This is a genomic window from Stenotrophomonas sp. IS26, from assembly GCF_054188265.1.
Genome location: NZ_JBSZJV010000017.1, coordinates 54,917 through 78,922, shown reverse-complemented (window position 1 = coordinate 78,922; position 24,006 = coordinate 54,917). Strand labels below are relative to the sequence as shown.

The 24,006-nt window shown below is 66.7% G+C and carries 23 protein-coding genes; 17 read left to right on the top strand and 6 right to left on the bottom strand.

Annotated features, from left to right (window positions below):
* Positions 1–8: 8 nt before the first annotated feature.
* Positions 9–95, top strand: a complete 87-nt coding sequence (locus ACW6W5_RS14270) for a helix-turn-helix domain-containing protein (RefSeq protein ID WP_458233651.1) — start codon at positions 9–11, stop codon at positions 93–95.
* Between the two features lie 357 nt (positions 96–452).
* Here ACW6W5_RS14270 and ACW6W5_RS14265 read toward each other — a convergent pair whose 3' ends face one another.
* A complete protein-coding gene (locus ACW6W5_RS14265) occupies positions 453–935 on the bottom strand; it encodes a YajQ family cyclic di-GMP-binding protein (RefSeq protein WP_121040001.1) in 483 nt (160 codons plus the stop codon).
* Positions 936–1,013: 78 nt separating this feature from the next.
* Between ACW6W5_RS14265 and ACW6W5_RS14260 the strand changes: the two genes are divergently transcribed.
* The 3 genes from ACW6W5_RS14260 (at position 1,014) to ACW6W5_RS14250 (ending at position 3,746) form a co-directional block, all read left to right on the top strand.
* The gene (locus ACW6W5_RS14260) at positions 1,014–1,910 is read left to right on the top strand and encodes a DMT family transporter (RefSeq protein WP_121039998.1); all 897 of its coding nucleotides are present in this window, start codon (positions 1,014–1,016) and stop codon (positions 1,908–1,910) included.
* A 142-nt stretch (positions 1,911–2,052) separates the two neighbouring features.
* On the top strand, positions 2,053–3,060 hold the full coding sequence (locus tag ACW6W5_RS14255; RefSeq protein WP_121039995.1) for a methionine ABC transporter ATP-binding protein: 1,008 nt from the start codon (positions 2,053–2,055) through the stop codon (positions 3,058–3,060).
* Positions 3,057–3,746 carry a methionine ABC transporter permease gene (locus tag ACW6W5_RS14250; RefSeq protein WP_121039992.1) on the top strand — a complete coding sequence of 230 codons (690 nt, stop codon included), beginning with the start codon at positions 3,057–3,059 and terminating at the stop codon, positions 3,744–3,746. Before ACW6W5_RS14255 ends, ACW6W5_RS14250 begins: the two co-directional genes overlap by 4 nt.
* Positions 3,747–3,894: 148 nt before the next feature.
* On the opposite strand, the gene ACW6W5_RS14245 is transcribed toward ACW6W5_RS14250, so the two are convergent.
* The gene (locus tag ACW6W5_RS14245) at positions 3,895–4,506 is read right to left on the bottom strand and encodes a lipocalin family protein (RefSeq protein ID WP_121039989.1); all 612 of its coding nucleotides are present in this window, start codon (positions 4,504–4,506) and stop codon (positions 3,895–3,897) included.
* Between the two features lie 202 nt (positions 4,507–4,708).
* Between ACW6W5_RS14245 and ACW6W5_RS14240 the strand changes: the two genes are divergently transcribed.
* Both ACW6W5_RS14240 and ACW6W5_RS14235 read left to right on the top strand, forming a co-directional pair.
* Positions 4,709–5,035 (top strand): hypothetical protein, encoded by a 327-nt coding sequence (locus ACW6W5_RS14240; RefSeq protein WP_226956616.1) that lies wholly within the window; start codon positions 4,709–4,711, stop codon positions 5,033–5,035.
* A 34-nt stretch (positions 5,036–5,069) separates the two neighbouring features.
* The gene (locus ACW6W5_RS14235) at positions 5,070–7,166 is read left to right on the top strand and encodes a prolyl oligopeptidase family serine peptidase (protein WP_152152302.1); all 2,097 of its coding nucleotides are present in this window, start codon (positions 5,070–5,072) and stop codon (positions 7,164–7,166) included.
* Between the two features lie 165 nt (positions 7,167–7,331).
* Here the strand turns inward: ACW6W5_RS14235 and ACW6W5_RS14230 are convergent, their stop codons facing one another.
* Entirely contained in the window at positions 7,332–8,528 is a 1,197-nt protein-coding gene (locus ACW6W5_RS14230) for a pyridoxal phosphate-dependent aminotransferase (RefSeq protein WP_121039980.1), read from the bottom strand.
* Positions 8,529–8,639: 111 nt separating this feature from the next.
* Here ACW6W5_RS14230 and ACW6W5_RS14225 point away from each other — a divergent pair, with 111 nt between their 5' ends.
* The 8 genes from ACW6W5_RS14225 to hslU all read left to right on the top strand — a co-directional run bounded on the left by ACW6W5_RS14225 (position 8,640) and on the right by hslU (position 16,179).
* Positions 8,640–10,757 carry a S9 family peptidase gene (locus ACW6W5_RS14225; RefSeq protein ID WP_152152301.1) on the top strand — a complete coding sequence of 706 codons (2,118 nt, stop codon included), beginning with the start codon at positions 8,640–8,642 and terminating at the stop codon, positions 10,755–10,757.
* An 89-nt stretch (positions 10,758–10,846) separates the two neighbouring features.
* Positions 10,847–11,269, top strand: a complete 423-nt coding sequence (locus tag ACW6W5_RS14220; protein ID WP_152152299.1) for a YbaN family protein — start codon at positions 10,847–10,849, stop codon at positions 11,267–11,269.
* 65 nt (positions 11,270–11,334) lie between these two features.
* Positions 11,335–11,580: an LPS translocon maturation chaperone LptM gene (gene lptM / locus ACW6W5_RS14215; protein WP_088433804.1), complete on the top strand. Its 246-nt coding sequence runs from the start codon at positions 11,335–11,337 to the stop codon at positions 11,578–11,580.
* Positions 11,573–12,427, top strand: a complete 855-nt coding sequence (dapF, locus tag ACW6W5_RS14210) for a diaminopimelate epimerase (RefSeq protein WP_152152297.1) — start codon at positions 11,573–11,575, stop codon at positions 12,425–12,427. The genes lptM and dapF overlap by 8 nt, the downstream gene beginning before the upstream one ends.
* The gene (locus tag ACW6W5_RS14205) at positions 12,424–13,101 is read left to right on the top strand and encodes a DUF484 family protein (protein WP_121039968.1); all 678 of its coding nucleotides are present in this window, start codon (positions 12,424–12,426) and stop codon (positions 13,099–13,101) included. The genes dapF and ACW6W5_RS14205 overlap by 4 nt, the downstream gene beginning before the upstream one ends.
* Before the next feature lie 22 nt (positions 13,102–13,123).
* A complete protein-coding gene (xerC, locus tag ACW6W5_RS14200; protein ID WP_152152296.1) occupies positions 13,124–14,014 on the top strand; it encodes a tyrosine recombinase XerC in 891 nt (296 codons plus the stop codon).
* Positions 14,015–14,105: 91 nt separating this feature from the next.
* Entirely contained in the window at positions 14,106–14,657 is a 552-nt protein-coding gene (gene hslV, locus ACW6W5_RS14195; protein WP_019183676.1) for an ATP-dependent protease subunit HslV, read from the top strand.
* Between the two features lie 148 nt (positions 14,658–14,805).
* The gene (gene hslU / locus ACW6W5_RS14190) at positions 14,806–16,179 is read left to right on the top strand and encodes an ATP-dependent protease ATPase subunit HslU (RefSeq protein ID WP_121039962.1); all 1,374 of its coding nucleotides are present in this window, start codon (positions 14,806–14,808) and stop codon (positions 16,177–16,179) included.
* A 293-nt stretch (positions 16,180–16,472) separates the two neighbouring features.
* On the opposite strand, the gene ACW6W5_RS14185 is transcribed toward hslU, so the two are convergent.
* Positions 16,473–17,141, bottom strand: a complete 669-nt coding sequence (locus ACW6W5_RS14185; protein ID WP_121039959.1) for a TetR family transcriptional regulator — start codon at positions 17,139–17,141, stop codon at positions 16,473–16,475.
* Positions 17,142–17,373: 232 nt separating this feature from the next.
* On the opposite strand from ACW6W5_RS14185, the gene smeD reads away from it, so the two are divergent.
* The 3 genes from smeD to ACW6W5_RS14170 are packed head-to-tail and all read left to right on the top strand — an operon-like array spanning position 17,374 to position 23,104.
* Positions 17,374–18,552 (top strand): multidrug efflux RND transporter periplasmic adaptor subunit SmeD, encoded by a 1,179-nt coding sequence (smeD, locus tag ACW6W5_RS14180; RefSeq protein ID WP_152152294.1) that lies wholly within the window; start codon positions 17,374–17,376, stop codon positions 18,550–18,552.
* 12 nt (positions 18,553–18,564) lie between these two features.
* Complete coding sequence (gene smeE / locus ACW6W5_RS14175) at positions 18,565–21,711, top strand: multidrug efflux RND transporter permease subunit SmeE (RefSeq protein WP_152152292.1); 3,147 nt, start codon at positions 18,565–18,567, stop codon at positions 21,709–21,711.
* Positions 21,704–23,104 (top strand): efflux transporter outer membrane subunit, encoded by a 1,401-nt coding sequence (locus ACW6W5_RS14170; protein ID WP_193222782.1) that lies wholly within the window; start codon positions 21,704–21,706, stop codon positions 23,102–23,104. The genes smeE and ACW6W5_RS14170 overlap by 8 nt, the downstream gene beginning before the upstream one ends.
* A gap of 42 nt (positions 23,105–23,146) precedes the next feature.
* Here the strand turns inward: ACW6W5_RS14170 and ACW6W5_RS14165 are convergent, their stop codons facing one another.
* Both ACW6W5_RS14165 and ACW6W5_RS14160 read right to left on the bottom strand, forming a co-directional pair.
* Entirely contained in the window at positions 23,147–23,566 is a 420-nt protein-coding gene (locus ACW6W5_RS14165) for a low affinity iron permease family protein (protein WP_121039946.1), read from the bottom strand.
* Between the two features lie 76 nt (positions 23,567–23,642).
* Positions 23,643–23,975, bottom strand: a complete 333-nt coding sequence (locus ACW6W5_RS14160) for a hypothetical protein (protein WP_019186055.1) — start codon at positions 23,973–23,975, stop codon at positions 23,643–23,645.
* Positions 23,976–24,006: the final 31 nt, after the last annotated feature.

Here is a 24,006-nt window from a genome sequence, read left to right as displayed (position 1 = left end):
GCGAGACCGTGGCTGCCCACCAGGGCAACGTCAGTGCCGCCGCACGTCAGCTCGGCATCTCACGCACGACGCTGTACAAGCTGATTCGCGCGTAGTAACCAGCGCCCGGCGGTAAACACGCCGGAAGCCGCATCTTTTCGATCTGCGCAACGAGGTTGCCGGCCACGGGCCGGCACTACCGCTTTGCTCGCCCGTCCGCCGAGAAAGCGTCGGGGCGGCGGGTAGGGCCTGGCCTTGCCCGGACCATGAGCGGCATGGATGCCGCGACATGAGCCCCCATGGATGGGTTCACGGCGGGTCCGGGCAAGGCCAGGCCCTACCCGCCGCAGCCCTCGCCAATGAATCGCCAGCCTTCTGCGATGAGCTGCCAGCGCCAAAGACAACGAAAGCCCCTCGGCAACAAACAGCGGCGCCCTTCGCTGGCGCCCTTCGCTACAGCCGTCCGGCCAAGATCAATCGCGGAAGTTATCAAACTGCAGCGGAACCTCGAAGGTCTCCTTCCGCAACAGCGCCATCGCATCCTGCAGATCATCGCGCTTCTTGCCCGTCACCCGCAGCTTGTCGCCATTGATCTGACTGTCCACCTTCAACTTGGCCTCCTTGATCGTCGCTGCGATCTTCTTGGCCACCTTCTGCTCGATCCCCTGCTTCACCGTGATCTTCTGCCGCGCACCGGCCAGATTGCTTTCGATATCACCAAACTCCAGGCACGCCGCATCGATCTTCCGCGCCGTCAGGCGCTGACGCAGGATGTCCGTCATCTGCTGCAGCTGGAAATCGCTCGGCGCGGACTGCGTGATCACGCTGTCCTCCAGCACGAACTTCGCGTCCACGCCCTTGAAATCGAAACGCGTGGACAGCTCGCGGTTGGCCTGGTCGACCGCGTTGGTCAGCTCGTGGGTGTCGACTTCGGAAACAACGTCAAAAGAGGGCATGGGCAAACTCCAACGGGTGAATGCCCCCATTCTATCAAGCCGCCATGGACGGGCCGGCCAAGCCGGCGATAATGGGCCATGAACACGCAGAAATCCCCCACCCGCGCCGTCGCCTGGATGCTGATCGCCGTCGCCTGCTTTTCGCTGATGGATGCCGGCATGAAGCAGCTGTCGGCCAGCTATCCCACCCTGCAGGTCACCTTCCTGCGCGGCGCGGCCTCGCTGCCGTTCGTGCTGGTCTGGGTGCTGGCCACCGCCGGCCCGCGCTCGCTGGTGCCCAGGCGCTGGGTCCTGCACCTGCTGCGCGGCGTGCTCGGCATGGTGATGATCGGCTGCTTCGTCTATGCCCTGCGCAGCCTGCCGCTGTCCACCGCCTACACCATCTACTTCGTCGCCCCGCTGCTGATCGCCGCGCTCTCGGTGCCGCTGCTCGGCGAGCACGTGGGCCCGCGCCGCTGGATCGCCATCGGCATCGGCCTGGTCGGCGTGCTGGTCGTGCTGCGCCCCGGTGTCGGCGGGATCATTTCCTTCCCGGGCCTGATGGTGCTGCTGGCCGCCACCGCCTATGCCCTGGCCGCGATCACGGTCAGCATGCTGACCCGTACCGACACCCCGCAGTCGATGGTGGTGTGGTTCCTGGTGATCATGGCCGTCGGCGCCGGCCTGCTGGCGATCCCGGACTGGCAGCCGCTGCAACTGGGCCATGCCGCGCTGATCGCCGGCATGGGCCTGGCCGGGGCAGGGGGGCAGGTCGCCCTGACCCGTGCTTTCCAGCTGGGGGAAGCCTCGATGATCGCGCCGCTGGAGTACACCGGGCTGGTCTGGGTGATCGGCTGGGACCTGCTGTTCTGGGGCGTGCTGCCCGACCAGGTGACCTGGCTGGGCGCGGCGATCATCGTCGCCTCGGGCCTGTACCTGCTGCACCGTGAGCGGGTGCGCCGGGTCCAGCCGCCCCGGCCGCTGGACCACCCCTGAGCCCGGCCGGCGCCCGCTGGCTGGCCGGATCACGGCCTCTTAGAACCAAACGGAATATCATTCCGCGCAACCGCACGGGTCAGGGCCGCCCCGCGCTGGTAGGCTGCACGCCCCCTCCCGTCGATGCCCGGTTGACCGCGAAGTGATCGAGTTCCAGCGCCTGCACAAATCCTATGCCGTCGGCGGCCGCGCGATTGCCGCGCTGCAGCCGCTGGACCTGACCATCGAGGCCGGCGAAGTGTTCGGCATCATCGGCCATTCCGGTGCGGGCAAATCGACCCTGATCCGGCTGATCAACCGGCTCGAGGAGCCCACCGGCGGCCGGCTGCTGATCAACGGCGAGGATGTCACCGCGCTCGATGCCGAGGGCCTGCGGGTGCTGCGCCGGAAGATCGGCATGATCTTCCAGCACTTCAACCTGCTCTCGTCGCGCACCGTAGCCTCCAATGTCGCCTTCCCGCTGGAGCTGGCCGGCACGCCGCGCGCGGAGATCGACGCGCGCGTGGACGAACTGCTGCGTACCGTCGGCCTGGAAGCGCACGCCAACAAGTATCCGGCGCAGTTGTCCGGTGGCCAGAAGCAGCGCGTCGGCATCGCCCGCGCCCTGGCCACCCGCCCGCAGATCCTGCTGTGCGATGAGGCCACCAGTGCGCTGGACCCGCAGACCACCGCCTCGGTGCTCAAGCTGCTGGGCAGGATCAACCGCGAGCTGGGCCTGACCATCGTGCTGATCACCCACGAGATGGACGTGATCCGCCGCGTCTGCGACCGCGTCGCGGTGCTCGATGCCGGCCACCTGGTCGAAACCGGCCCGGTCACCGAGGTGTTCCTGCACCCGCAGCACCCGACCACCCTCCGCTTCGTCAGCGAGTCCGAGCAGGTCGACGAGGGCGAACTGCACAAGGACTTCGAGGCTGTCGCCGGGCGCATCGTGCGCCTGACCTTCCTCGGCGCCGACACCTACGAACCGTTGCTGGGGCGCATCGCGCGCGAGACCGGCGTGGACTACAACATCCTGTCCGGCCGCATCGACCGGATCAAGGACACCCCGTATGGCCAGCTGACCGTGTCGCTGGTCGGGGGCGATGTGCAGGCCGCGCAGGCGGGCTTCGTCGCTGCCGGTGTCCACCTTGAGGAGCTGCGCCGATGATCCTGGCCACCGCAGGCGGGTTCTTCCGCCATCTCGACGCCGGCAAATGGGCCGATATCGGCCAGGCCACGCTGGATACCCTGCTGATGCTCGGCGGCTCACTGCCGCTGACGCTGCTGATCGGCCTGCCGCTGGGCGTACTGCTGTTCCTGACCGGCTCGCCGCAGCTGCACCGCAAGCCGGTGCTGTATGGGGCGCTGGCGCTGCTGGTGAACCTGCTGCGCTCGGTGCCTTTCATCATCCTGATGATCGTGCTGATCCCGCTCACGCTGTGGATGATGGGCACCTCGCTGGGCGTCCGCGGCGCGATCGTGCCGCTGGTGATCGGCGCGGCGCCGTTCTATGCGCGCCTGGTCGAAACCGCGCTGCGCGAAGTGGACCGTGGCGTGATCGAAGCAACCCAGGCGATGGGCGCCACCACGTGGCAGCTGGTCACCCGGGTGCTGCTGCCCGAAGCGCGACCGGGCCTGATCGCCGGCGCCACGGTCACGGTGATCGCGCTGATCGGCTTCACCGCGATGGGCGGCGCGATCGGCTCGGGCGGCCTGGGCGACCTGGCCTTCCGCGATGGCTACCAGCGCTCGCACACCGACGTGGCCCTGGTCACCGTGGTCCTGCTGCTGGTGCTGGTGCAGATCCTGCAGATGATCGGCGACCGCCTGGTCTCGCACTACAGCCGGAAATAACCGCTCGGTACCGACCGTTGGTCGGTACGCCATCCTCGACGCCGCGTCGTGGCTGGCCCTCCAGGCCGAGTACGATCTGAAGACGCTGCCGACCCGTCAGGAAATCGAGCGCAGGGTGCAGCCGCGCGAGGCGGCCTGACCGCCGCCCTTACCGGACGTTCGGCACTTCAAAGCCCAGCCGGTCCACCTGCTCGGGGTGCTGCGGCACGCGCTTGAGCTTGTCGGTGTTGACCCCGTAATCGTCACGCAGGCGGGTGGCGAGCTCCTTGTAGAGCTCTTTGTCCATGTCCGGCTGGCGCGCGAAGATCCAGGCCATCTCGCGGCCCGGGTAGCCGAGCATCGCCCACGAATAATCCGGCGCCACTTCCAGTACGCGGGTATGGGTCGGCACGATCTTGTAGAACCAGGTGCGCCAGTTGTGGTTGCCGCTCTTCTCGTCCACCGAGGCGCGGACGGTCAGTTCCTGCTGCGGCTCGGAGAAGCCATCGCGGTAGCGGTAGGTGATGGATACTTTCTGGTCGCCGCGCAGGCGGAACTGATTGACGCTGCCGACGTGGCCACGCTCGACCGGGTTCGGCACGCGGCCGATCACATACCAGGTGCCCATGAACCGCTGCAGGTCGATCGGCGCATTGGCGCTGTCGACCGCGACCGGGGTCGGCGCGGGTTCCGGTTTGGTCTCATGGCGGAACGCACAGGCTGACAGCAATGCCAGCGAGGAGACCAACAGGACAGCGCGAAGCGGGCGGTTCGAAGACATGCGGCGGGTGGCTCCAGTGGCTGGCAGAGGCATGGTGGGTGGGACAGCGGAGAACGTCAATGCCGGCGCAGCGGTTGTGTGACCGATTCATGCAGCCGCTCGCCGGACATCCCACCTGTCGCGTCCCCTGCAAGGTCGCAGCCCTTGAGATGGCGGCGCGGCAAGGTGACGCATCACTTTCGCACGGAGCTGTGTCATGACCCTGTCGTCTTCCCCACGTTCGTCCGACCGTCCCGATCCCCGCGTGCTGCGCTGCGTCAGGCAGGCCGTCCTTGCCGGGATGGCTTTGGTCCTGGTCTGGCCCGCCGCGCGGGGGCATAGCGAGTGGATCGGCTGGCTGCCGATGTGGCTGATCGGCATGCCGCTGATGGCCTGGTGGAGCCTGCATCGCTTCCGCCTGCCGCTGGCCGGCCTGCTCACCCACGGCGCGCGCCGCCGCCGGGGCCCGCAGGCGCGACGTCGCAGCCGCCCGCTCGCGCGTCCGGCGCGGCCTGACCTTCGACACGTGAGCCGCGGCCAGCCGGTGTGATAGCGTCCCAAGGCTATGACTGTCTGGAGCTCCAATGTCACGATTCGCTTCCGCCTGCCTGGTGGCAGGTCTGATCTCCGCCGGGGCGGCGGGAACTGCCATGGCCGCTGACGCCCCGGCGGACAAGTACGCCTGGCTTGAAGACGTCACCGGCGACAAGCCGCTGGCGTGGGTCAAGGAACAGAACGCCAGGTCCGAAGGCCGCTTGGCCGCGACCCCGGCGTTCAAGCAGATGGAGACCAGCATCCGCGAGGTGCTCGATTCCGACGCCAAGATTCCGGGCGTGCAGAAGATCGGTGACTACTACTACAACTTCTGGAAGGACAAGCAGCACGAGCGCGGCCTCTGGCGTCGCACCACCCTGGCCGAGTACCGCAAGGCCTCGCCGCAGTGGGAAACCGTGCTGGATCTGGATGCACTGAACAAGGCCGAGGGCGAGAACTGGGTCTGGCACGGCGCGGATTGCCTGCGCCCGGATTATTCGCGCTGCCTGATCGCGCTGTCGCGCGGCGGCGCCGATGCCGATGTCACCCGCGAGTTCGATCTGGCCAACAAGACCTGGATCAAGGACGGCTTCTTCCGCCCCGAATCCAAGGGTGGCCTGAACTGGATCGACCGTGACACGGTGTTCGTCTATACCGATTTCGGTGCCGGCACGATGACCACCTCGGGGTATCCGCGCGTGGCCAAGCTGTGGAAGCGCGGCACCCCGATGGCCTCCGCTTCGATGGTGTACGAGGGCAAGCCCGATGACATGTACATCGCGGCCATGCACGACGATACCCCCGGCTACGAGCGCAACCTGGTCAGCCGCACGCTGGCCTTCTACAACAACGAGATCTACCTGCGCGCCGACGATGGCACGCTGACCAAGATCGATGCGCCGAACTCGGCCGAGAAGGGCCTGCGCAAACAATGGCTGACCCTGGAGCTGCGTGAGCCGTGGACCGTTGGCGGCAAGACCTACACCGCCGGTTCGCTGCTGGCCACCAAGCTGGACGATTACCTCGCCGGCAAGCGTGATTTCGACGTGCTGTTCGCGCCGACCGACACCACCTCGCTGGCCGGCACCAGCTGGACCAAGAACCATCTGGTCCTGAACGTGCTGGACGACGTCAAAAGCCGCCTGAGCGTGCTGACGCCGGGCGACAGCGGCTGGAAGACGACGGCCTTCACCGGCGCGCCGTCGTTCGGCACCGTGGCCGTCAGTGCGGTCGACGCCGATGACAGCGATGCGGTGTGGATGACCGTCACCGATTACCTGACCCCGACCACCCTGGCCATCGCCGAGATCGGCAAGCAGCCTGAAGTGCTCAAGACCATGCCGACGTTCTTCAACGCCGACGGCAAGGTGATCGAGCAGCACTTCGCCACCAGCAAGGATGGCACCCGCGTGCCGTACTTCGTGGTGCACCGCAAGGACATGAAGCTGGACGGCTCCAACCCGACCCTGCTGTACGGCTACGGTGGCTTCGAGATCTCGCTGACCCCGTCCTACTCCGGTGGCATGGGCCGCGCGTGGCTGGAGAAGGGCGGTGTATACGTGGTCGCCAACATCCGTGGCGGTGGCGAGTATGGCCCGCGCTGGCACCAGGCGGCGCTCAAGCAGAACCGTCACAAGGCCTACGAAGACATGGCCGCGGTCGCCCGCGATCTGGTCAGCCGCAAGATCACCTCGGCCAAGCACCTGGGCGTGCAGGGCGGCAGCAACGGTGGCCTGCTCACCGGCAACATGCTGACCCAGTACCCGGAACTGTTCGGCGCGGTGGTGATCCAGGTGCCGCTGCTGGACATGAAGCGCTACAGCCACCTGCTGGCCGGCGCGTCGTGGATGGCCGAATACGGCAATCCAGACACGGCCGATTGGGCGTTCATCAAGACCTTCTCGCCGTACCACCTGTTCGACGCCAGCAAGACCTACCCGCCGGTGCTGTTCACCACCTCCACCCGCGATGACCGCGTGCATCCGGCGCATGCCCGCAAGATGGCGGCGATGATGATCGACGCCGGAAAGGACGTGACCTACTACGAGAATATCGAAGGCGGTCACGGCGGCGCGGCGAACAATGCGCAGGCCGCGCATATGTCGGCGTTGGCCTATAGCTTCCTGTGGGAGCAACTCTCCAAGTAAGCTCGGGGTGCTCGACAGCCAGGGGCAGTCGAGCAGCCGGCAGGGAGTGAGCCTGCCGCGGACGTTGTAGCCCCCTGGGGTGGACTCCGGGTGGTGGGGCGTCAGGTTGGCTCCACCCCATTTTCAGCGCCACGCAGCGATGCGTGGCGTTTTTTTATGGGCCGCTCAACGCACCCATGTCTCCAGCCCGCGCGCGATCCGGCGCACCGCCTCTTCCAGGCGCGGCACGTCCTGCGTGTAGGCCAGCCGCACATGCGCGTTGGCGCGGTGGTGGCCAAAGTCCAGGCCTGGGGTGAACGCCACATGCTCCGTTTCCAGGAAATGCGCACAGAACGCCTGCGCGTCATCGGTGAACGCACTCACGTCGGCGTAGAGATAGAACGCGCCTTCCGGTTCCACTTCGATCCGGAAGCCGAGCGCACGCAGCGCCGGCAGCAGGTAATCGCGACGCGCGCGGAACGCGGCGCGGCGCTGTTCGAAAATCGCGATGGACGCCGGCTCGAAACAGGCCAGCGCGGCATGCTGGGCGATGCTGGAGGCGCTGATGTACAGATTCTGCGCGAGCTTCTCCAGCTCACGCACCGCCTGCGGCGGCGCGACCAGCCAGCCCAGGCGCCAGCCGGTCATCCCGTAATACTTCGAGAAGCTGTTGAGGACGAACGCCTCGTCATCGACCTGCAGCACGCTGGCCGCGTCCATGCCGTAGGTGAGGCCGTGGTAGATCTCATCCACCACCAGATGCCCGCCGCGTGCCTTCAGCGACTGCGACAGCGCGGCAAGCTGCGCCGCCGAGAGCACGGTGCCGGTCGGATTGGCCGGCGAGGCGACCAGCGCACCGACGCTGTCCGCGTTCCACTGCCGTGCCACCAGCTCCGGCGTCAGCTGGTAGGCCGTCTCCGGCCCGACCGGCACCAGCTGCGCGGCCCCTTCCACCAACCGCAGGAAGTGCCGGTTGCACGGGTAGCCGGGATCGGCCAGCAACCAGTGCTTGCCGGGATCGACCAGCAGACTGCTGGCCAGCAACAGCGCGCCCGAGCCACCCGGGGTGACCAGGATCCGCTCGGGGTCGATCTGCACCTGGTAGCGGTCCTGGTAGAAGCCCGCAATCGCCTCGCGCAGCGCGGGCAGACCGCGGGCCGCGGTGTAGCGGGTGTGGCCGGCTGCCAGGGCGGCCTGGCCGGCGCGCACGATCGGTGCAGCGGTGGTGAAGTCCGGCTCGCCGATCTCCAGGTGGATCACATCGTGGCCGGCCTGCTCCAGCGCCTGCGCGCGGGCCAGCAGCGACATCACGTGGAAGGGTTCGATGTCCTGGCTGCGGCGGCTGTAGCCGGTGCCGGTCGGGGGCGTGCGGGAAGTATCCATGGCCTGATGATAGGCGCAGTGACCAACGACAGGCTTGCTGCTGGCCTACCCGCCAGCACAGACTGCACGGACACGGACGCCATTGCATTCCCCCGCCAGGAGCCTTATCTCGTGAAACCCGCCCTTTGTTTACTGGTTGCCAGCCTCATGACCTCCAACGTGCACGCCGCCCCCGCGCTGACCCCGCCCGACGCCGAGAAGCACCCGCACACGGTGAAGGCTCCCTTTGGCGCGACCCGCAGCGACGATTACTACTGGCTGCGCGACGACAAGCGCGAAGACGCGAAGATGCTGGCCTATCTGAATGCGGAGAACGCCTATACCGATCAGGTGGTGGCCCCGCTCAAGCCGCTGGAAGACACCCTGTACAAGGAGATCGTCGCCCGCATCAAGCAGGACGATGCCAGCGTGCCCTCGCGTGACCGCGGCTACTGGTATTACACCCGTTTCGAAACCGGCAAGGACTACCCGATCCAGGCGCGCCGCAAGGGGAGCATGGAGGCGCCGGAAGAGATCCTGCTCGACATCAACACGATGGCCGAGGGCAAGGGCTACTTCAACGTGGGCGATGCCGATGTCAGCCAGGACAACCACCTGCTGGCCTGGGCCGAAGACGATGTCGGCCGCCGCCAGTACGTGATCCGTTTCAAGGACCTGCGTACCGGTGAGGTGCTGCCGGATCGCATCGAGAACGTCTCGCCCAACGTGGTCTGGGCCGATGACAACCGCACCCTGTTCTATGTCGAGAATGATCCGGACACCCTGCTCACCGTGCGCGTCAAAAAGCATGTACTGGGCACCCCGGCCAGCAGCGACGTGCTCGTGTATGAAGAGAAGGACGACAGCTTCTACATGGGCGTCGGCCGCACCCGCGATGATCGTTTCCTGACCATCGAGCTGCACAGCACGGTGAGCTCGGAAACCCGCTACGCCCCGGCTGCCGATCCGCAGGCGTTCACGGTGCTGGCGCCGCGTGCGCGCGACGTGGAATACGATGCCGACCACTTCAACGGCCGTTGGGTGATCCGCACCAACGCTGCGGACGCGAAGAACTTCAAGATCGTCACCGCACCCAGCGATGCCACCGCGCGCAGCCAGTGGAAAGACTGGGTCGCGCACGATGACGCCGTGCTGATCGAAGGCTTCGAACTGTTCGACGGCTTCACCGCGATCGCCGAGCGCTCCAACGGCCTGGAACGCGTGCGCCTGCTGTTCCCGGATGGTCGCCAGGATTACGTCAAGGCGGATGAGCCCGCCTACTCGATGGGGTTGGCCGCCAACAGCGAGCACGACACCCCGTGGCTGCGTTACGCCTACACCTCGCTGACCACGCCGACCACCACCTACGAGCTCAACACCGTCACCGGTGAACGCCGCCAGCTCAAGCAGCAGCCGGTGATCGGCTATGACCCGTCGCAGTACACCACCGAGCGCGTGTGGGTGACGGCCCGCGATGGCGTCAAGGTGCCGGTGTCGCTGGTGTACCGCAACGGTTTCAAGAAGGACGGCACCGGCGCGCTGTACCAGTACGCCTACGGCAGCTACGGCATGTCGATGGACCCGGGCTTCAACCAGACCGTGGTCAGCCTGCTGGATCGCGGCGTGGTGTATGCCATCGCCCACATCCGCGGCGGCCAGGAAATGGGCCGTGCGTGGTATGAGGACGGCAAGCTGCTCAAGAAGCAGAATACGTTCAACGATTTCGTCGATGTCACCCGCGAACTGGTCCGCCAGGGCTATGCCGCCAAGGATCGCGTCGCCGCCTCCGGTGGCAGCGCCGGTGGCCTTCTGATGGGCGCGGTGGCCAACCAGGCGCCGCAGGACTATCGCGTGATGGTCGCCCAGGTGCCGTTCGTCGATGTGGTCACCACCATGCTCGACGCCAGCATCCCGCTGACCACCAACGAGTATGACGAGTGGGGCAACCCGGAGCAGCGCGAGTATTACGACTACATGCTCACCTACTCGCCGTACGACAACGTCAGCAAGCAGGCGTACCCGGCCCTGTTCGTCGGCACTGGCCTGTGGGATTCGCAGGTGCAGTACTGGGAGCCGGCCAAGTGGGTGGCCAAGCTGCGCGATGACAACACCGGCCACTTCCCGATCGTGTTCCGTACCAACATGGACGCCGGCCACGGCGGCAAATCCGGCCGCTTCCAGCGGTACCACGAGCTGGCCGAGTCGTACGCGTTCGTGCTTGACCAGCTCGGCGTGACCCAGGGCCAGTAATGCCGCTCGCTGGCCGGCGACCCGGTGTCGTCGGCCAGCGTAGTGAGGCCGCCATCGCGGCGGCCCGGCCGGGTCGCTATGCTGGCACCATGTCCCGGCCCGAACGCCCCGTGGTTTCCGAAGCACCGGCTGCGCGGCGACGGGTGCGTTTCCGCTGGGCGTGGTGGCTGCTGGCCTACGTCAGCCTGGGCACCGGCATCGTCGGCATCTTCGTGCCGGGTCTGCCCACCACCGTGTTCATCCTGATCTCGGCCTGGGCCGCCTCGCACGGCTCCGAGCGCCTGCACAACCGTCTGCTGGCGCACCCGCAGTTCGGCCCGGCGATCCGCAACTGGCAGGCGCATGGCGCGGTCAGCTGTCGCGGCAAATGGATGGCGACCCTGACCATGGCGGTGTGCGCGGGCATCATGCTGTGGTGCGTGCCGATCGCCTGGGTGAAGTGGCTCTCCATCGGCAGCATGACCTGCGTGGCGCTGTGGCTGTGGTCCCGGCCGCTGCCTCCAAGGGTGTGATTGCTGCGCTGCCTGTTCATCCAGCCGGCACCCAAGCGCCCAAACACCGCGGCTATACTCGGAGGATGAAGACATCCCCCCGTACCCTCATCTCCCTGACGCTGGCCGCCTCGGCGCTGCTGGTGCTGTCGGCCTGTGGCAACAAGGGCCCGCTGGTCCTGCCGCAGAAGCCGGTCCCGGTCGAAGAACAGCTGGTCGAACCAGCGGCCGACGACGCCACGCCGCCGGCCGCCGATGCCGGCAATGATTCCCCCGTCGTCCCCGATCCCGTTGATGCCCCGGCGCTGAAGGCCAATGACGGGAATGAGTAAGTCGAGCACTTCGGCGGCGCTGCGCTTCACCAAGATGCATGGCGCCGGCAATGATTTCGTGGTGTTGGACCTGCGCGATGGCCGCGCCCCGCCGGATGCCGCACTGGCCGCGCGTCTGGCCGACCGCCATACCGGCGTGGGTTGCGACCAGATCCTGACCATCGAGCCGCCCAAGGCCGAAGGCTCCGTGGCCTCGTACCGGATCTGGAATGCCGATGGCAGCAGCTCCGAGCAATGTGGCAACGGCGCGCGCTGCGTGGCGGCCTGGCTGGTGCGCGATGGCGCCGCCACCGGCAGTACGTTCGCGATCGACAGCCCGGTGACCACCCATGCGGTCGAACGGCTGGGCGACGACCAGTACGCGGTGGCCATGGGTGTGCCGCGGTTCGAGCCGGAGAACGTGCCGCTGATCGGCTTCGCCCGCGCCCGCGAGGAATACCTGCTGCCGCTGCAGGGCGACACGGTGCGCTTCGGCGCGGTTTCGATGGGCAACCCGCATGCCGTGATCGAAGTGGGCCTGGTGGATGCCGCCCCGGTCGAGCGTTTGGGCCCGCTGCTGCAGCAGCACGCCTCGTTCCCGAAATCGGTCAACGTCGGTTTCGTGCAGGTGCTCAGTCCGCAGCACGCGCGCCTGCGTGTGTACGAGCGCGGCGCCGGCGAAACCCTGGCCTGCGGCAGTGGCGCCTGCGCCGCGGCCGTGGTGATGATGCAGCGCGGTCGCCTGCAGCGCGATGCCACGATGTCGCTGCCCGGCGGCGACCTCCGCATCCGCTGGCCGGCCGACGATGCACAGATCGTGATGTCTGGACCCGCAGCCTTCGTCTTTGATGGAGAGTGGAACGCATGAGCGAGACCGCCGAGAAAATCGGGTCGCACGAAGTAGCCGCCTGGCTGCGTCGGCATCCGACCTTCCTGAAGCAGTTCCCGGACCTGGCCCTGACCCTGGTGGTGCCGCGCGATGACGGCCCCACCGCGTCACTGGCCAGCTATCAGCTGGAGGTGCTGCGCGACAAGAACCGTGAGCTGTCGCGACGGCTGGCCGATCTGGCCGCCAACGCGCAGATCAACGAGCGCTTGGCCGTGCGCACGCACCAGCTGACCCTGGCACTGATGAAACAGGACTCGGCGGCGGACACCCTGCGGGCGATGGCCGCCTCGCTGGAAGAGGATTTCGCCGGGGATCTGGTCCGGCTGATCGTGCTGCATCCCGTCGCCGGGCTGGAACAGGCGCCGTGGTTGCAGGTGATCGAGGAGAGCAGCCCGCTGCTGGGTGTGTTCCGGGATTGCCTCAAGGATGGCGAACCGATCTGCGGCCGCCTGCAACCGGAAAAGAACACCGTGCTGTACGCCGGCCGCGCCGAGGAAGTGCAGTCCAGCGCGCTGTTGCCGCTGCCGGGTGTCGGCCTGATCGCGGTCGGCAGCCATGACGGCAATCGGTTCTACCCGGGTATGGGCACGCTGTTCCTGCGCATGATGGGTGAATCGCTGGTCGTTGCGCTGCAGCGTTTCCCGTCGCCCTGACAGCCCGTTGAGCGGAGTCGTCGTGAGCACCGCGCAGGACTTCCTGTCGCACCTTCAAGTGGAGCGCCGCATGTCGGCGCACACGCTGGATGCCTACCGTCGCGATCTGGATGCACTCGCGGCGTGGTCGGAGGGCCAGGGGGCGGTGATCGATACGCTGGACAGCGCGCAGCTGCGCCAGTTCATCGCTGCCGAACACCGCCGCGGGCTGTCGCCCACCTCGCTGCAGCGCCGGCTTTCGGCGTGCCGCAGTTTCTACGCGTGGCTGCTCAAGCACCACCGCATCGCCGCCAATCCGGCCACGGGCCTGAAAGCACCCAAGGCGCCGCGCAAACTGCCGCAGGTGCTCGATGCCGATGAAGCCGTGCAGCTGGTCGAACTGCCCACCGATGCACCGCTCGGCCTGCGCGATCGCGCGCTGCTGGAGCTGTTCTATTCCTCCGGGCTGCGCCTGAGCGAACTGTGTGCGCTGATCTGGCGCGACCTGGATTTCGATACGGGCCTGGTCAACGTGCTGGGCAAGGGCAACCGCGAGCGCCGCGTGCCGTTCGGTTCGCACGCGCGCACCGCGCTGCAGGGCTGGCGGGCCGACAGCGGCGGCGCGGCCACCGCACCGGTGTTTCCGGGGCGCAAAGGCGGGCCCATCACCCAGCGCGCCGTGCAGATCCGCATCCGCCAGCTCGCCCAGCGCCAAGGCCTGTTCAAACACGTACACCCGCATACGCTGCGGCACAGCTTCGCCAGCCACATCCTGGAGTCCTCCGGTGATCTGCGCGGTGTGCAGGAGCTGCTCGGCCATGCCGATATCGCCACCACGCAGATCTACACCCACCTGGATTTCCAGCATCTGGCCAAGGTCTACGACGCTGCGCACCCGCGTGCCAAGCGCCGCAAGAGCGGCAACGAAAGCTGAATCGATCCGCTGCGGCATCCGGGCGCAGGGCAGGGCGGGTTGAAGCGTCGGGCAGCGACCCCACCTCAGTCTTTGTCACCCCGGAGGCTCCATGGACCCCAGTCAGAACCCCAACGTATTTCATGCCACCACCATCATCTCGGTGCGGCGCAATGGGCATGTCGCCGTCGCCGGCGATGGCCAGGTCACGCTCGGCCACACGGTGATGAAGGGCAACGCCCGCAAGGTACGCCGGCTGGGTCGCGAGGGCCAGGTGCTGGCCGGTTTCGCCGGCGCTGCCGCCGATGCCTTCACCCTGTTCGAGCTGTTCGAGGCCAAGCTGGAAAAGCACGGCCAGCTGCAGCGCGCTGCGGTGGAACTGGCCAAGGATTGGCGCACCGAGCGCCGCCTGGGCAAGCTCGAAGCGCTGCTCGCCGTCGCCGACAAGGACACCTCGCTGATCATCAGCGGCACCGGTGATGTGATCGAACCGGAAGACGGCATCATCGCGATCGGTTCCGGTGGCTCCTATGCCCTCTCGGCCGCCCGCGCGCTGATGGCGCATACCGAACTGGATGCCCGCACGATCGCCACCGAGTCGATCAACATCGCCGGTGACATCTGCATCTACACCAATCGCAACGTGGTGGTCGAGGAGCTTTGACCCGGAGGGTCAACGCTCGGTAGAGCCACGCCATGCGTGGCTGCGGTATCCGGTCAGCCACGCATGGCGTGGCTCCACATCAGCGTTACGTCGCTGCCAGGCAGGCCGGTGATACGTCATTCCACCCCATATCCTCGTGAGCACACCCATGCCGCACAAGATTGAAGTTTCTTCCGCCACCATGACCCCGCGCGAGATCGTGCAGGAACTGGACCGGCACATCGTTGGCCAGCACGATGCCAAGCGCGCGGTCGCCATCGCGCTGCGCAACCGCTGGCGCCGCATGCAGCTGCCGGCCGAACTGCGCAACGAAGTCATGCCCAAGAACATCCTGATGATCGGCCCGACCGGCGTCGGCAAGACCGAGATCGCGCGTCGTCTGGCCACGCTGGCCAATGCGCCGTTCGTCAAGGTGGAAGCCACCCGTTTCACCGAGGTCGGTTATGTCGGCAAGGACGTGGAGCAGATCATCCGCGACCTGGCCGACACCGCGGTCAAGCTGTATCGCGAGCAGGCCAAGGTGCGCGTGCGCACCCAGGCCGAAGAGCGCGCCGAAGACCGCATCCTGGATGCATTGCTCCCGCGCCGCAGCACCGGTATCGGCTTCGACGCCGAAGCCGCGCGCAACGAGCCGTCCGCGCAGGACAACGAGACCCGCATCAAGTTCCGCCGCATGCTGCGCAACGGTGAGCTGGACGAGCGCGAGATCGAACTGGAAGTGTCGGCCAACGTCAGCATGGACATCATGACCCCGCCGGGCATGGAGGAAATGGGGCAACAGCTGCGCCAGATGTTCTCCAGCATGGGCGGCGCGAAGGCGCAGAAGCGCACGCTGTCGATCAAGGCCGCGCGCCCGCTGCTGATCGAGGAAGAGGCCGGCAAGCTGGTCAACGAAGACGACATCCGCAGCGCGGCGATCGAGGCCTGCGAGCAGCACGGCATCGTGTTCATCGATGAGATCGACAAGGTCGCCAAGCGCGGTGACAACGTCGGGGGTGGCGATGTCTCGCGCGAAGGCGTGCAGCGCGATCTGCTGCCGCTGGTGGAAGGCTCCAACGTGTCCACCAAGTACGGCACGATCAAGACCGACCACATCCTGTTCATCGCCTCCGGTGCGTTCCACCTGGCCAAGCCCAGCGATCTGATCCCGGAACTGCAGGGGCGTTTCCCGATCCGCGTGGAGCTGGGCGCGCTGAGCAAGCAGGACTTCGTGCGCATCCTGACCGAGCCGAAGGCCGCGCTGACCAAGCAGTACGAAGCGCTGCTGCAGACTGAAGGCGTCTCGATGAAGTTCACGGTCGATGCGGTGGACCGCTTGGCCGAGATCGCCTTCCAGGTGAACGAGCGCCAGGAAAACATCGGCGCGCGCCGCCTGCACACGGTGCTGGAGCGCCTGCTGGATACGCTGAGCTATGAAGCCCCGGACCGCGATGGTGAGACCATCAGCATCGACCAGGCCTACGTCGACGCGCACCTGGGTGAGCTGGTACAGGATCCGGACTTGAGCCGCTACATCCTGTAACGGCACGCAACGATCGGGTGGTAGGAAGAACGGCGGCACTTCGGTGTCGCCGTTTTTTTTGCTTCTTCTGTCAAACGCTGTCTCCGTTTGGGGCTGCCGGCCGCTACGGGGTCCGCGTGTGGTCCGCGCGCGGGAAAGGCGGCCTTTCTTTGGGCGCCAGTGGTCTGTACACGTTGGGGCGCGATGCCCTTGTGGGCGAACTCAAGGGGGAGGGGGCGGCCGCAGGCCGGCGCCGGAGGACATTCGCCGGCAAGGGCATCGCGCCCCAGCGCTCGACCAACCCGTACTTCGCCTCAGGCGTCGTCGTCGGTTGGCAGGGCGGTCGGCGGGGCGCCCGGGGTGAATACACCCGGCTGCACGAATGCGCTGAGGATCGCATCCAGCGTCTGCGCGCCATCGCGCTGGATCTCGAACAGCTCCGGTTCCAGCATTGCGCTATACAGCACCCCGGTCAGGCTGGTGCTCACGATGCGCGCCACCGTGTCCACGTCCACCCCCTCGCGCAGCTGTCCCAACTCCCGCGCGCGCTGGAACGCGGCCGCGAAAATGCCCAGCTCCTCACGCGATGCCTCCAGCTGCAGCGCCTGCATTGCCTGGCTTTCCACAGACAGATCGTTGCGCAGCATGATTTCCATCATGTTGCGCAGGCGTTCGTCTTCGGCCAGCTCCCGGAAGGAGACCAGCAGCGCCGAGCGCAGGTCCAGGATCGGCGTGCTGCGCTTGGCCGAGGTGGTGCGACGCATCCGCTCGATGAACGGCACGCGCTCACGGTCGATCATCGCGGTCAGCACTTCGGCCTTGTTCTTGAAGTGCCAGTACACCGCGCCGCGGGTGAATCCGGCGCGCGCGCCGATCATCGCCAGGCTGGTGCCGGCGACCCCGTATTCATGGAAACAGACCTGGGCCGCATCGAGGATGCCCTCGCGGGTGGCCTGCGCCTCTTCTTTGGTTTTTCTGGCCATTGCGCTGTGCAGTTGCTGGATGAAACCGGCCTGAATTGTACCGCTTTACAAACAAACATGCATGTATGTATATTTGCGCCCCACTGATCCTCAGCGAGGACTGCCTGCGCGCGCCGGCGGGTCTCGTTTCGGATATTTGCCGTCATTTGCTGCCTGTTTGTCGTCATTCTTCGCTTTTATCGGAAGTTGGGCTGCAGGCGCGCCCTTTTTCCGTCTGCGAGCCCCTACCGCCATGTCCAGAACCCCGTACCGTCTTCTCGCGCTGTCCCTCGCGATCGCCCTGACCGTGTCCGCCTGTGGCGGTGGTGAGCAGGAGGGTCCGCAGGGCGGCCCCGGCCAGGTGACCGTGGCCACCCTCAAGGCCGAGCAGGTCGGCCTGACCCGCGAACTGCCGGGCCGCACCAATGCCTTCCTGGTCGCCGAAGTGCGCCCGCAGGTCAATGGCATCGTGGCCAAGCGGCTGTTCACCGAAGGCGGCCTGGTCACTGCGGGCCAGCCGCTGTATCAGCTCGATGACGCCAGCTATCGCGCCCAGGCCAACAGCGCCCGTGCCCAGCTGGCCCGCGCCGAAGCCACCGCCAATGCCGCACGCCTGAGCGCCAAGCGCATCGGCGAGCTGGCCAAGGTCGAGGCGGTCAGCACCCAGGACAACGAGAACGCGATCGCCGCGCTCAAGCAGGCCGAGGCCGATGTGGGCGCCGCGCGTGCCTCGCTGGACGCCGCCAACGTGACGCTGGGCTATGCCCGCATCACCGCGCCGATCAGCGGCCGCATCGGCAAGTCGTCCGTCACCCAGGGCGCACTGGTCAGCGCCGGCCAGGCCGAAGCACTGGCCACCGTGCAGCAGTTGAACCCGATCTATGTCGATCTGACCCAGTCCGCCAGCGAGCTGCTGCAGCTGCGCCGCGAGCTGGCCAGCGGCCGCCTGCAGGACAACCAGACCCTGCCGGTGACGATCCTGCTCGATGACGGCACCGAGTTCGACCACAAGGGCACGCTGGAATTCTCCGAAGTCAGCGTGGACCCGACCACCGGCAGCTACGCGCTGCGGGTCAAGGTCGAGAACCCGGACCAGGTGCTGATGCCGGGCATGTACGTGCGTGCCCAGGTCGGCAGCGGCGTGCGCGACAACGCGATCCTGGTGCCGATGCAGGGCATCGCCCGCGATCCCAAGGGCGATACCAGCGCCATGGTGGTCGGCAAGGACGACAAGGTCGAACTGCGGCAGGTCAAGGTCAGCCGTTCGCTCGGCGACAAGTGGCTGGTGGAAGACGGGCTGAAGGCGGGTGACAAGGTCATCGTCGAAGGCCTGCAGAAGATCCAGCCGGGCATGCCCGTGCAGGCCACCGAAATGGGCGCGGCCCCGGCCAAGCCGGCCGCCGCGCCGGCGGCTCCCGCCGCCCAGCAGTAACCGGAGAATTCCATGGCACGTTTTTTCATTGATCGCCCCATCTTCGCGTGGGTGATTGCGATCATCATCATGCTCGCCGGTGGCCTGGCGGTGCTCAAGCTGCCGGTGTCGATGTACCCGGAAGTGGCACCGCCGGCCGTCGAGATCAGCGCCAATTATCCGGGTGCATCGGCCAAGGTGGTCGAGGATTCGGTGACGCAGATCATCGAGCAGAACATGAAGGGCCTGGATGGCCTGATCTACTTCTCCTCCAACAGCTCCTCCAATGGCCAGGCCACGATCACGCTGACCTTCCAGAGCGGCACCGACCCGGACATCGCCCAGGTGCAGGTGCAGAACAAGCTGCAGCTGGCCATGCCACTGCTGCCGCAGGAAGTGCAGCGCCAGGGCATCAACGTGGCCAAATCGAGCAGCGGCTTCCTGCAGGTGCTCGGCTTCGTCTCTGAAGATGGCAGCATGGATGCCAACGACATCTCCGATTACGTCGGCTCCAACATCGTCGATCCGCTGAGCCGTGTGCCGGGCGTGGGCAACATCCAGGTGTTCGGTGGCAAGTACGCCATGCGCATCTGGCTGGACCCCAACAAGCTGCACACCTACAAGCTGTCCACTGCCGAAGTGATCGCGGCGATCACCGCGCAGAACGCGCAGGTCGCCATCGGCCAGCTCGGCGGCGCGCCGTCGATCAAGGGCCAGCAGCTCAACGCGACCATCAACGCGCAGGACCGCCTGCAGACCCCGGAGCAGTTCCGCAACATCATCGTGCGCAGCGCGCAGGATGGTGCCGAACTGCGCCTGGCCGACGTGGCCCGCGTGGAGCTGGGCGCGGAATCGTACGACTTCGTCACCCGCTACAACGGCAAGCCTTCCTCGGGTATCGCGATCACCCTGGCCACCGGCGCCAACGCGCTGGCCACCGCCAACGGTGTGCGGGCCACCCTGGATGAAATGGCCTCGAACTTCCCGGCCGGCCTGAAGGCGGTGGTGCCGTATGACACCACGCCGTTCGTGCAGGTCTCGATCAAGGGCGTGATCAAGACCCTGATCGAAGCGATCGTGCTGGTGTTCCTGGTGATGTACCTGTTCCTGCAGAACTTCCGCGCGACCCTGATCCCGACGATCGCGGTGCCGGTGGTGCTGCTGGGCACGTTCGGCATCCTGGCCGCGCTGGGCTTCTCGGTGAACATGCTGACCATGTTCGCGATGGTGCTGGCGATCGGCCTGCTGGTCGATGACGCGATCGTGGTGGTGGAGAACGTCGAGCGGATCATGTCCGAAGAGGGCCTGTCACCGCTGGAAGCGACACGCAAATCGATGACCCAGATCACCGGCGCACTGGTCGGCATCGGCCTGGTGCTGTCGGCGGTGTTCGTGCCGATGGCCTTCATGAGCGGCGCCACCGGCGTCATCTACCGCCAGTTCTCGGCCACCATCGTCTCGGCGATGGCGCTGTCGGTGCTGGTTGCGATCGTGCTGACCCCGGCGCTGTGCGCCACCATGCTCAAGCCGCTCAAGAAGGGCGAGCACCACGTGGCCCACAAGGGCTGGTCGGGTCGCTTCTTCAACGCCTTCAACCGTGGCTTCGACAGCTCCAGCGCGAAGTATCAGCGTGGCGTGCGCGGCATCCTCGGCCGTCCGTGGCGCTTCATGGGTGTGTTTGCTGCGCTCGCCCTGGTGATGGGCCTGCTGTTCATGCGCCTGCCCAGCTCGTTCCTGCCCAATGAAGACCAGGGCATCCTGATGGCGCTGGTGCAGACCCCGGTCGGTGCCACCCAGGAACGTACGCTGGAATCGATCGACAAGCTCGAAAAGCACTTCATGGAGAACGAGGCCGACGCGATCGAGTCGATCTTCTCGGTGCAGGGCTTCAGCTTCGCCGGCATGGGCCAGAACGCGGGCATGGCCTTCGTCAAGCTCAAGGACTGGAAGGACCGTGATGCCGACCAGGGCGCGATGCCGATCACCGGGCGGGCGATGGCGGCGCTGGGCGGAATCAAGGATGCCTTCATCTTCGCCTTCCCGCCGCCGGCAATGCCGGAACTGGGCATCGGGTCGGGCTACACCTTCTTCCTGAAGGACACCAGCGGTGCCGGTCACCAGGCGCTGCTGGACGCACGCAACCAGCTGCTTGGCATGGCTGGGCAGAGCAAGCTGCTGGCCAACGTGCGCCCCAACGGCCAGGAAGACACCCCGCAGCTGCGCATCGACATCGACGTCGGCAAGGCGAGTGCACTGGGCCTGTCGCTGGAGGCGGTCAACACCACGCTGGCGGCGGCGTGGGGCAGCAGCTACATCGATGATTTCATCGACCGTGGCCGGGTCAAGCGCGTGTACGTGCAGTCCGATGCGCCGTTCCGCATGAACCCGGAAGACTTCAACCTGTGGTCGGTCAAGAACACCGCCGGTGAGATGGTGCCGTTCTCGGCCTTCGCCAGCCAGCGCTGGGACTATGGTTCGCCGCGCCTGGAGCGCTACAACGGCGTGTCCGCGATGGAAATCCAGGGCGAGCCGGCGCAAGGGGTGGCCTCGGGCGATGCGATGAACGAAGTGGAGAAGCTCGCCAAGCAATTGCCGGCCGGTTTCGACATCGAGTGGACCGCGCTGTCCTACCAGGAACGCCAGGCCGGTTCGCAGACGCCGCTGCTGTACACGCTGTCGCTGCTGATCGTGTTCCTGTGCCTGGCCGCGCTGTATGAAAGCTGGAGCGTACCGACCTCGGTGCTGCTGGTGGCGCCGCTGGGCATCCTCGGCGCAGTGCTGGCCAACACCATGCGTGGCATGGAGCGCGACATCTACTTCCAGGTGGCGATGCTGACCACGGTGGGTCTGACCAGTAAAAACGCGATCCTGATCGTGGAGTTCGCCAAGGAAAACCTGGAGAAGGGCGCGGGCCTGATCGAGGCGACGATGCACGCCGTGCGTGACCGTCTGCGCCCGATCATCATGACCTCGCTGGCCTTCGGCCTGGGCGTGCTGCCGCTGGCGATCGCCTCCGGTGCCGGTTCCGGCGCACAGCAGGCCATCGGTACCGGCGTGCTGGGCGGCATGCTGGTCGGCACGGTGCTGGGTGTGTTCTTCATCCCGCTGTTCTTCGTGGTGGTGCAGCGCGTGTTCAATCGCAAGAAGTACGGCAAGAACGCCGGAGGTTCCGATGCGTAAGCCCATGATGGCCAGCCTGGCGCTGGCCGTGAGCCTGGTGGTGTCCGGTTGCTCGACGCTGGAGCCGCGCAGCACCGAAGTTGCCCCGGCGATTCCCTCGCAGTGGCCGGGCACGGCCACCGCGGGGGCGGAGACCGCCACACCGATGGAGGTGGCCGACATCGGCTGGCGCGATTTCTTCGTCGATCCGCGCCTGCAGACGGTGATCACCCAATCCCTGGAGAACAACCGCGACCTGCGCGTGGCCGTGCTCAATGTCGAGCGTGCCCGGGCGCAGTACCGCATCCAGCGCGCTGACCGCGTGCCGGCGGTCGGTGTGCAGGGGCAGATGACCCGCAGTGGCGGCGATGCCCCGGTGACCGAGCAGTTCAGTGCCAACCTCGGCGTGGTCGAGTTCGAACTGGATCTGTTCGGCCGCGTGCGCAACCTCAGCCAGGCGGCGCTGCAGCAGTACTTCGCCGAAGCGGCCAACCGCCGCAGTGCGCAGCTGTCGCTGGTGGCGGAGGTGGCCAATGCGTGGCTGACCCTGGGCGCGGACAGCGAGCAGCTGCGGATCGCCCAAGCGACGCTGGCGACCTATGAGGACTCGCTGCGCCTGACCGAGGCCCGCCGCCAGCTCGGCGGCGCCTCGGCGCTGGAACTGAGCCAGACCCGCACCCTGGTGGAAACCGCGCGCACCGATGTGGCGCGCTTTGCCGGGCAGGTCGCGCAGGACCGCAATGCACTGGTGCTGCTGGCCGGTGGGCCGGTCGATGCCGCGCTGCTGCCGCAGGCGGAGGTGACCGAGGTCGCCAGCGTGCGGCCGCTGCCGGCCGGGATGCCGGGCGATGTGCTGCTGCAGCGGCCGGACGTGATGGCGGCCGAGCACGTGTTGCTCTCGGCCAACGCCAACATCGGTGCGGCGCGCGCGGCGTTCTTCCCGTCGATCAGCCTGACCGGCAGCATCGGGTCGGCCTCGTCGGAGCTGTCGGGTCTGTTCGACAGCGGCACACGCGTGTGGAGCTTCATTCCCAAGCTCACCCTGCCGATCTTCCAGGGCGGTAAGCTGCGCGCCAATCTGGGCATGGCCACGGCGGACCGCGATATCGCGCTGGCGCAGTACGAGAAGGCGATCCAGGTCGGTTTCCGCGAGGCGGCCGATGCCTTGGCGCTCAACGAGAGTCTGGATGCGCAGTTGTCGTCGCAGCAGGCGCTGGTGGCTGCCGCGGAGCAGGCGCAGCAGTTGTCGCAGGCACGCTATGACGCCGGCCTGGACAGCTTCCTGACCCTGCTGGATGCACGCCGTACCGCGTACACCGCACGGCAGTCGCTGGTCAGCACGCAGCTGGCCCAGCAATCCAACCAGGTGGCGTTGTACAAGGTGCTCGGCGGCGGTTGGCACGAGCGCGGGTGAATGATCCACGCGGGTGCGGCCACGTTGCCGCACCCGTGCCGCTCAGGGATCGTCTGCCCGGCCATCGCCGTGGCAGCGGCGCGCGCGATCCAGTGCGCTGCCGGCTTCGCGGGCCATCCGTTCGTACTCGCGGCGGATTTCTTCCAGGCGTTCTTCGTCCAGCTCTTCCAGATCGAGTAGTTCGTTGTTGGCCTCTTTCGTCGCGCGGATCAACTCATCGAGCTTGATCTGGATCGCAGCGGTATCCGCGTTCTGGCTGTGCTGGATCAGGAACACCATCAGGAAGGTGATGATGGTGGTACCGGTGTTGATCACCAGCTGCCAGGTGTCGTTGAACGTGAAGATCGGCCCGCTCAGGGCCCAGACGACCACGATCGTTACCGCCGCCAGGAAGGTCCACGGCGTTCCCGCCGCATAGGACGCCTTCTTGGCGACAAGGTTGAAGAGACTGCGCAGTTTCATGAGGCACGACAGGTGGGAGCCGAGGTGTCTGCATCATTGGAGGGGCGCCGTGCAGGCGCTGTGCAGCCGGCGCGGGTCAGACGCGGGCATGCAGCCGCGGGCGCGAGGACAGGTCCTGGCGGCCGGCATGGTAGACGTGTTCCCAGCACTGGTCGACGAACTGGCGAGCCTGTTCTTCGGACAGGCGCGGCATGATCTGCAGCGCGTAGTGGGTCTGGAACATTTCATCGCGCTGCTCATCGCTGGCACGCGGTTGCGTGATCAGCGAATCGCAGGCGAATTTGATCCACGGCACGTAATGGCCGAATGAGCCCGTCCCGAGGTTGCCGTCGGCGTGACGCTGGCGCCAGTAGCTGACTTCGGCGTCGACATCGATGACGGCAGGGATGGAGATCTGGGCGGAGGACATGGTCACTTCAATATGGGAAGAAGGGAATCTG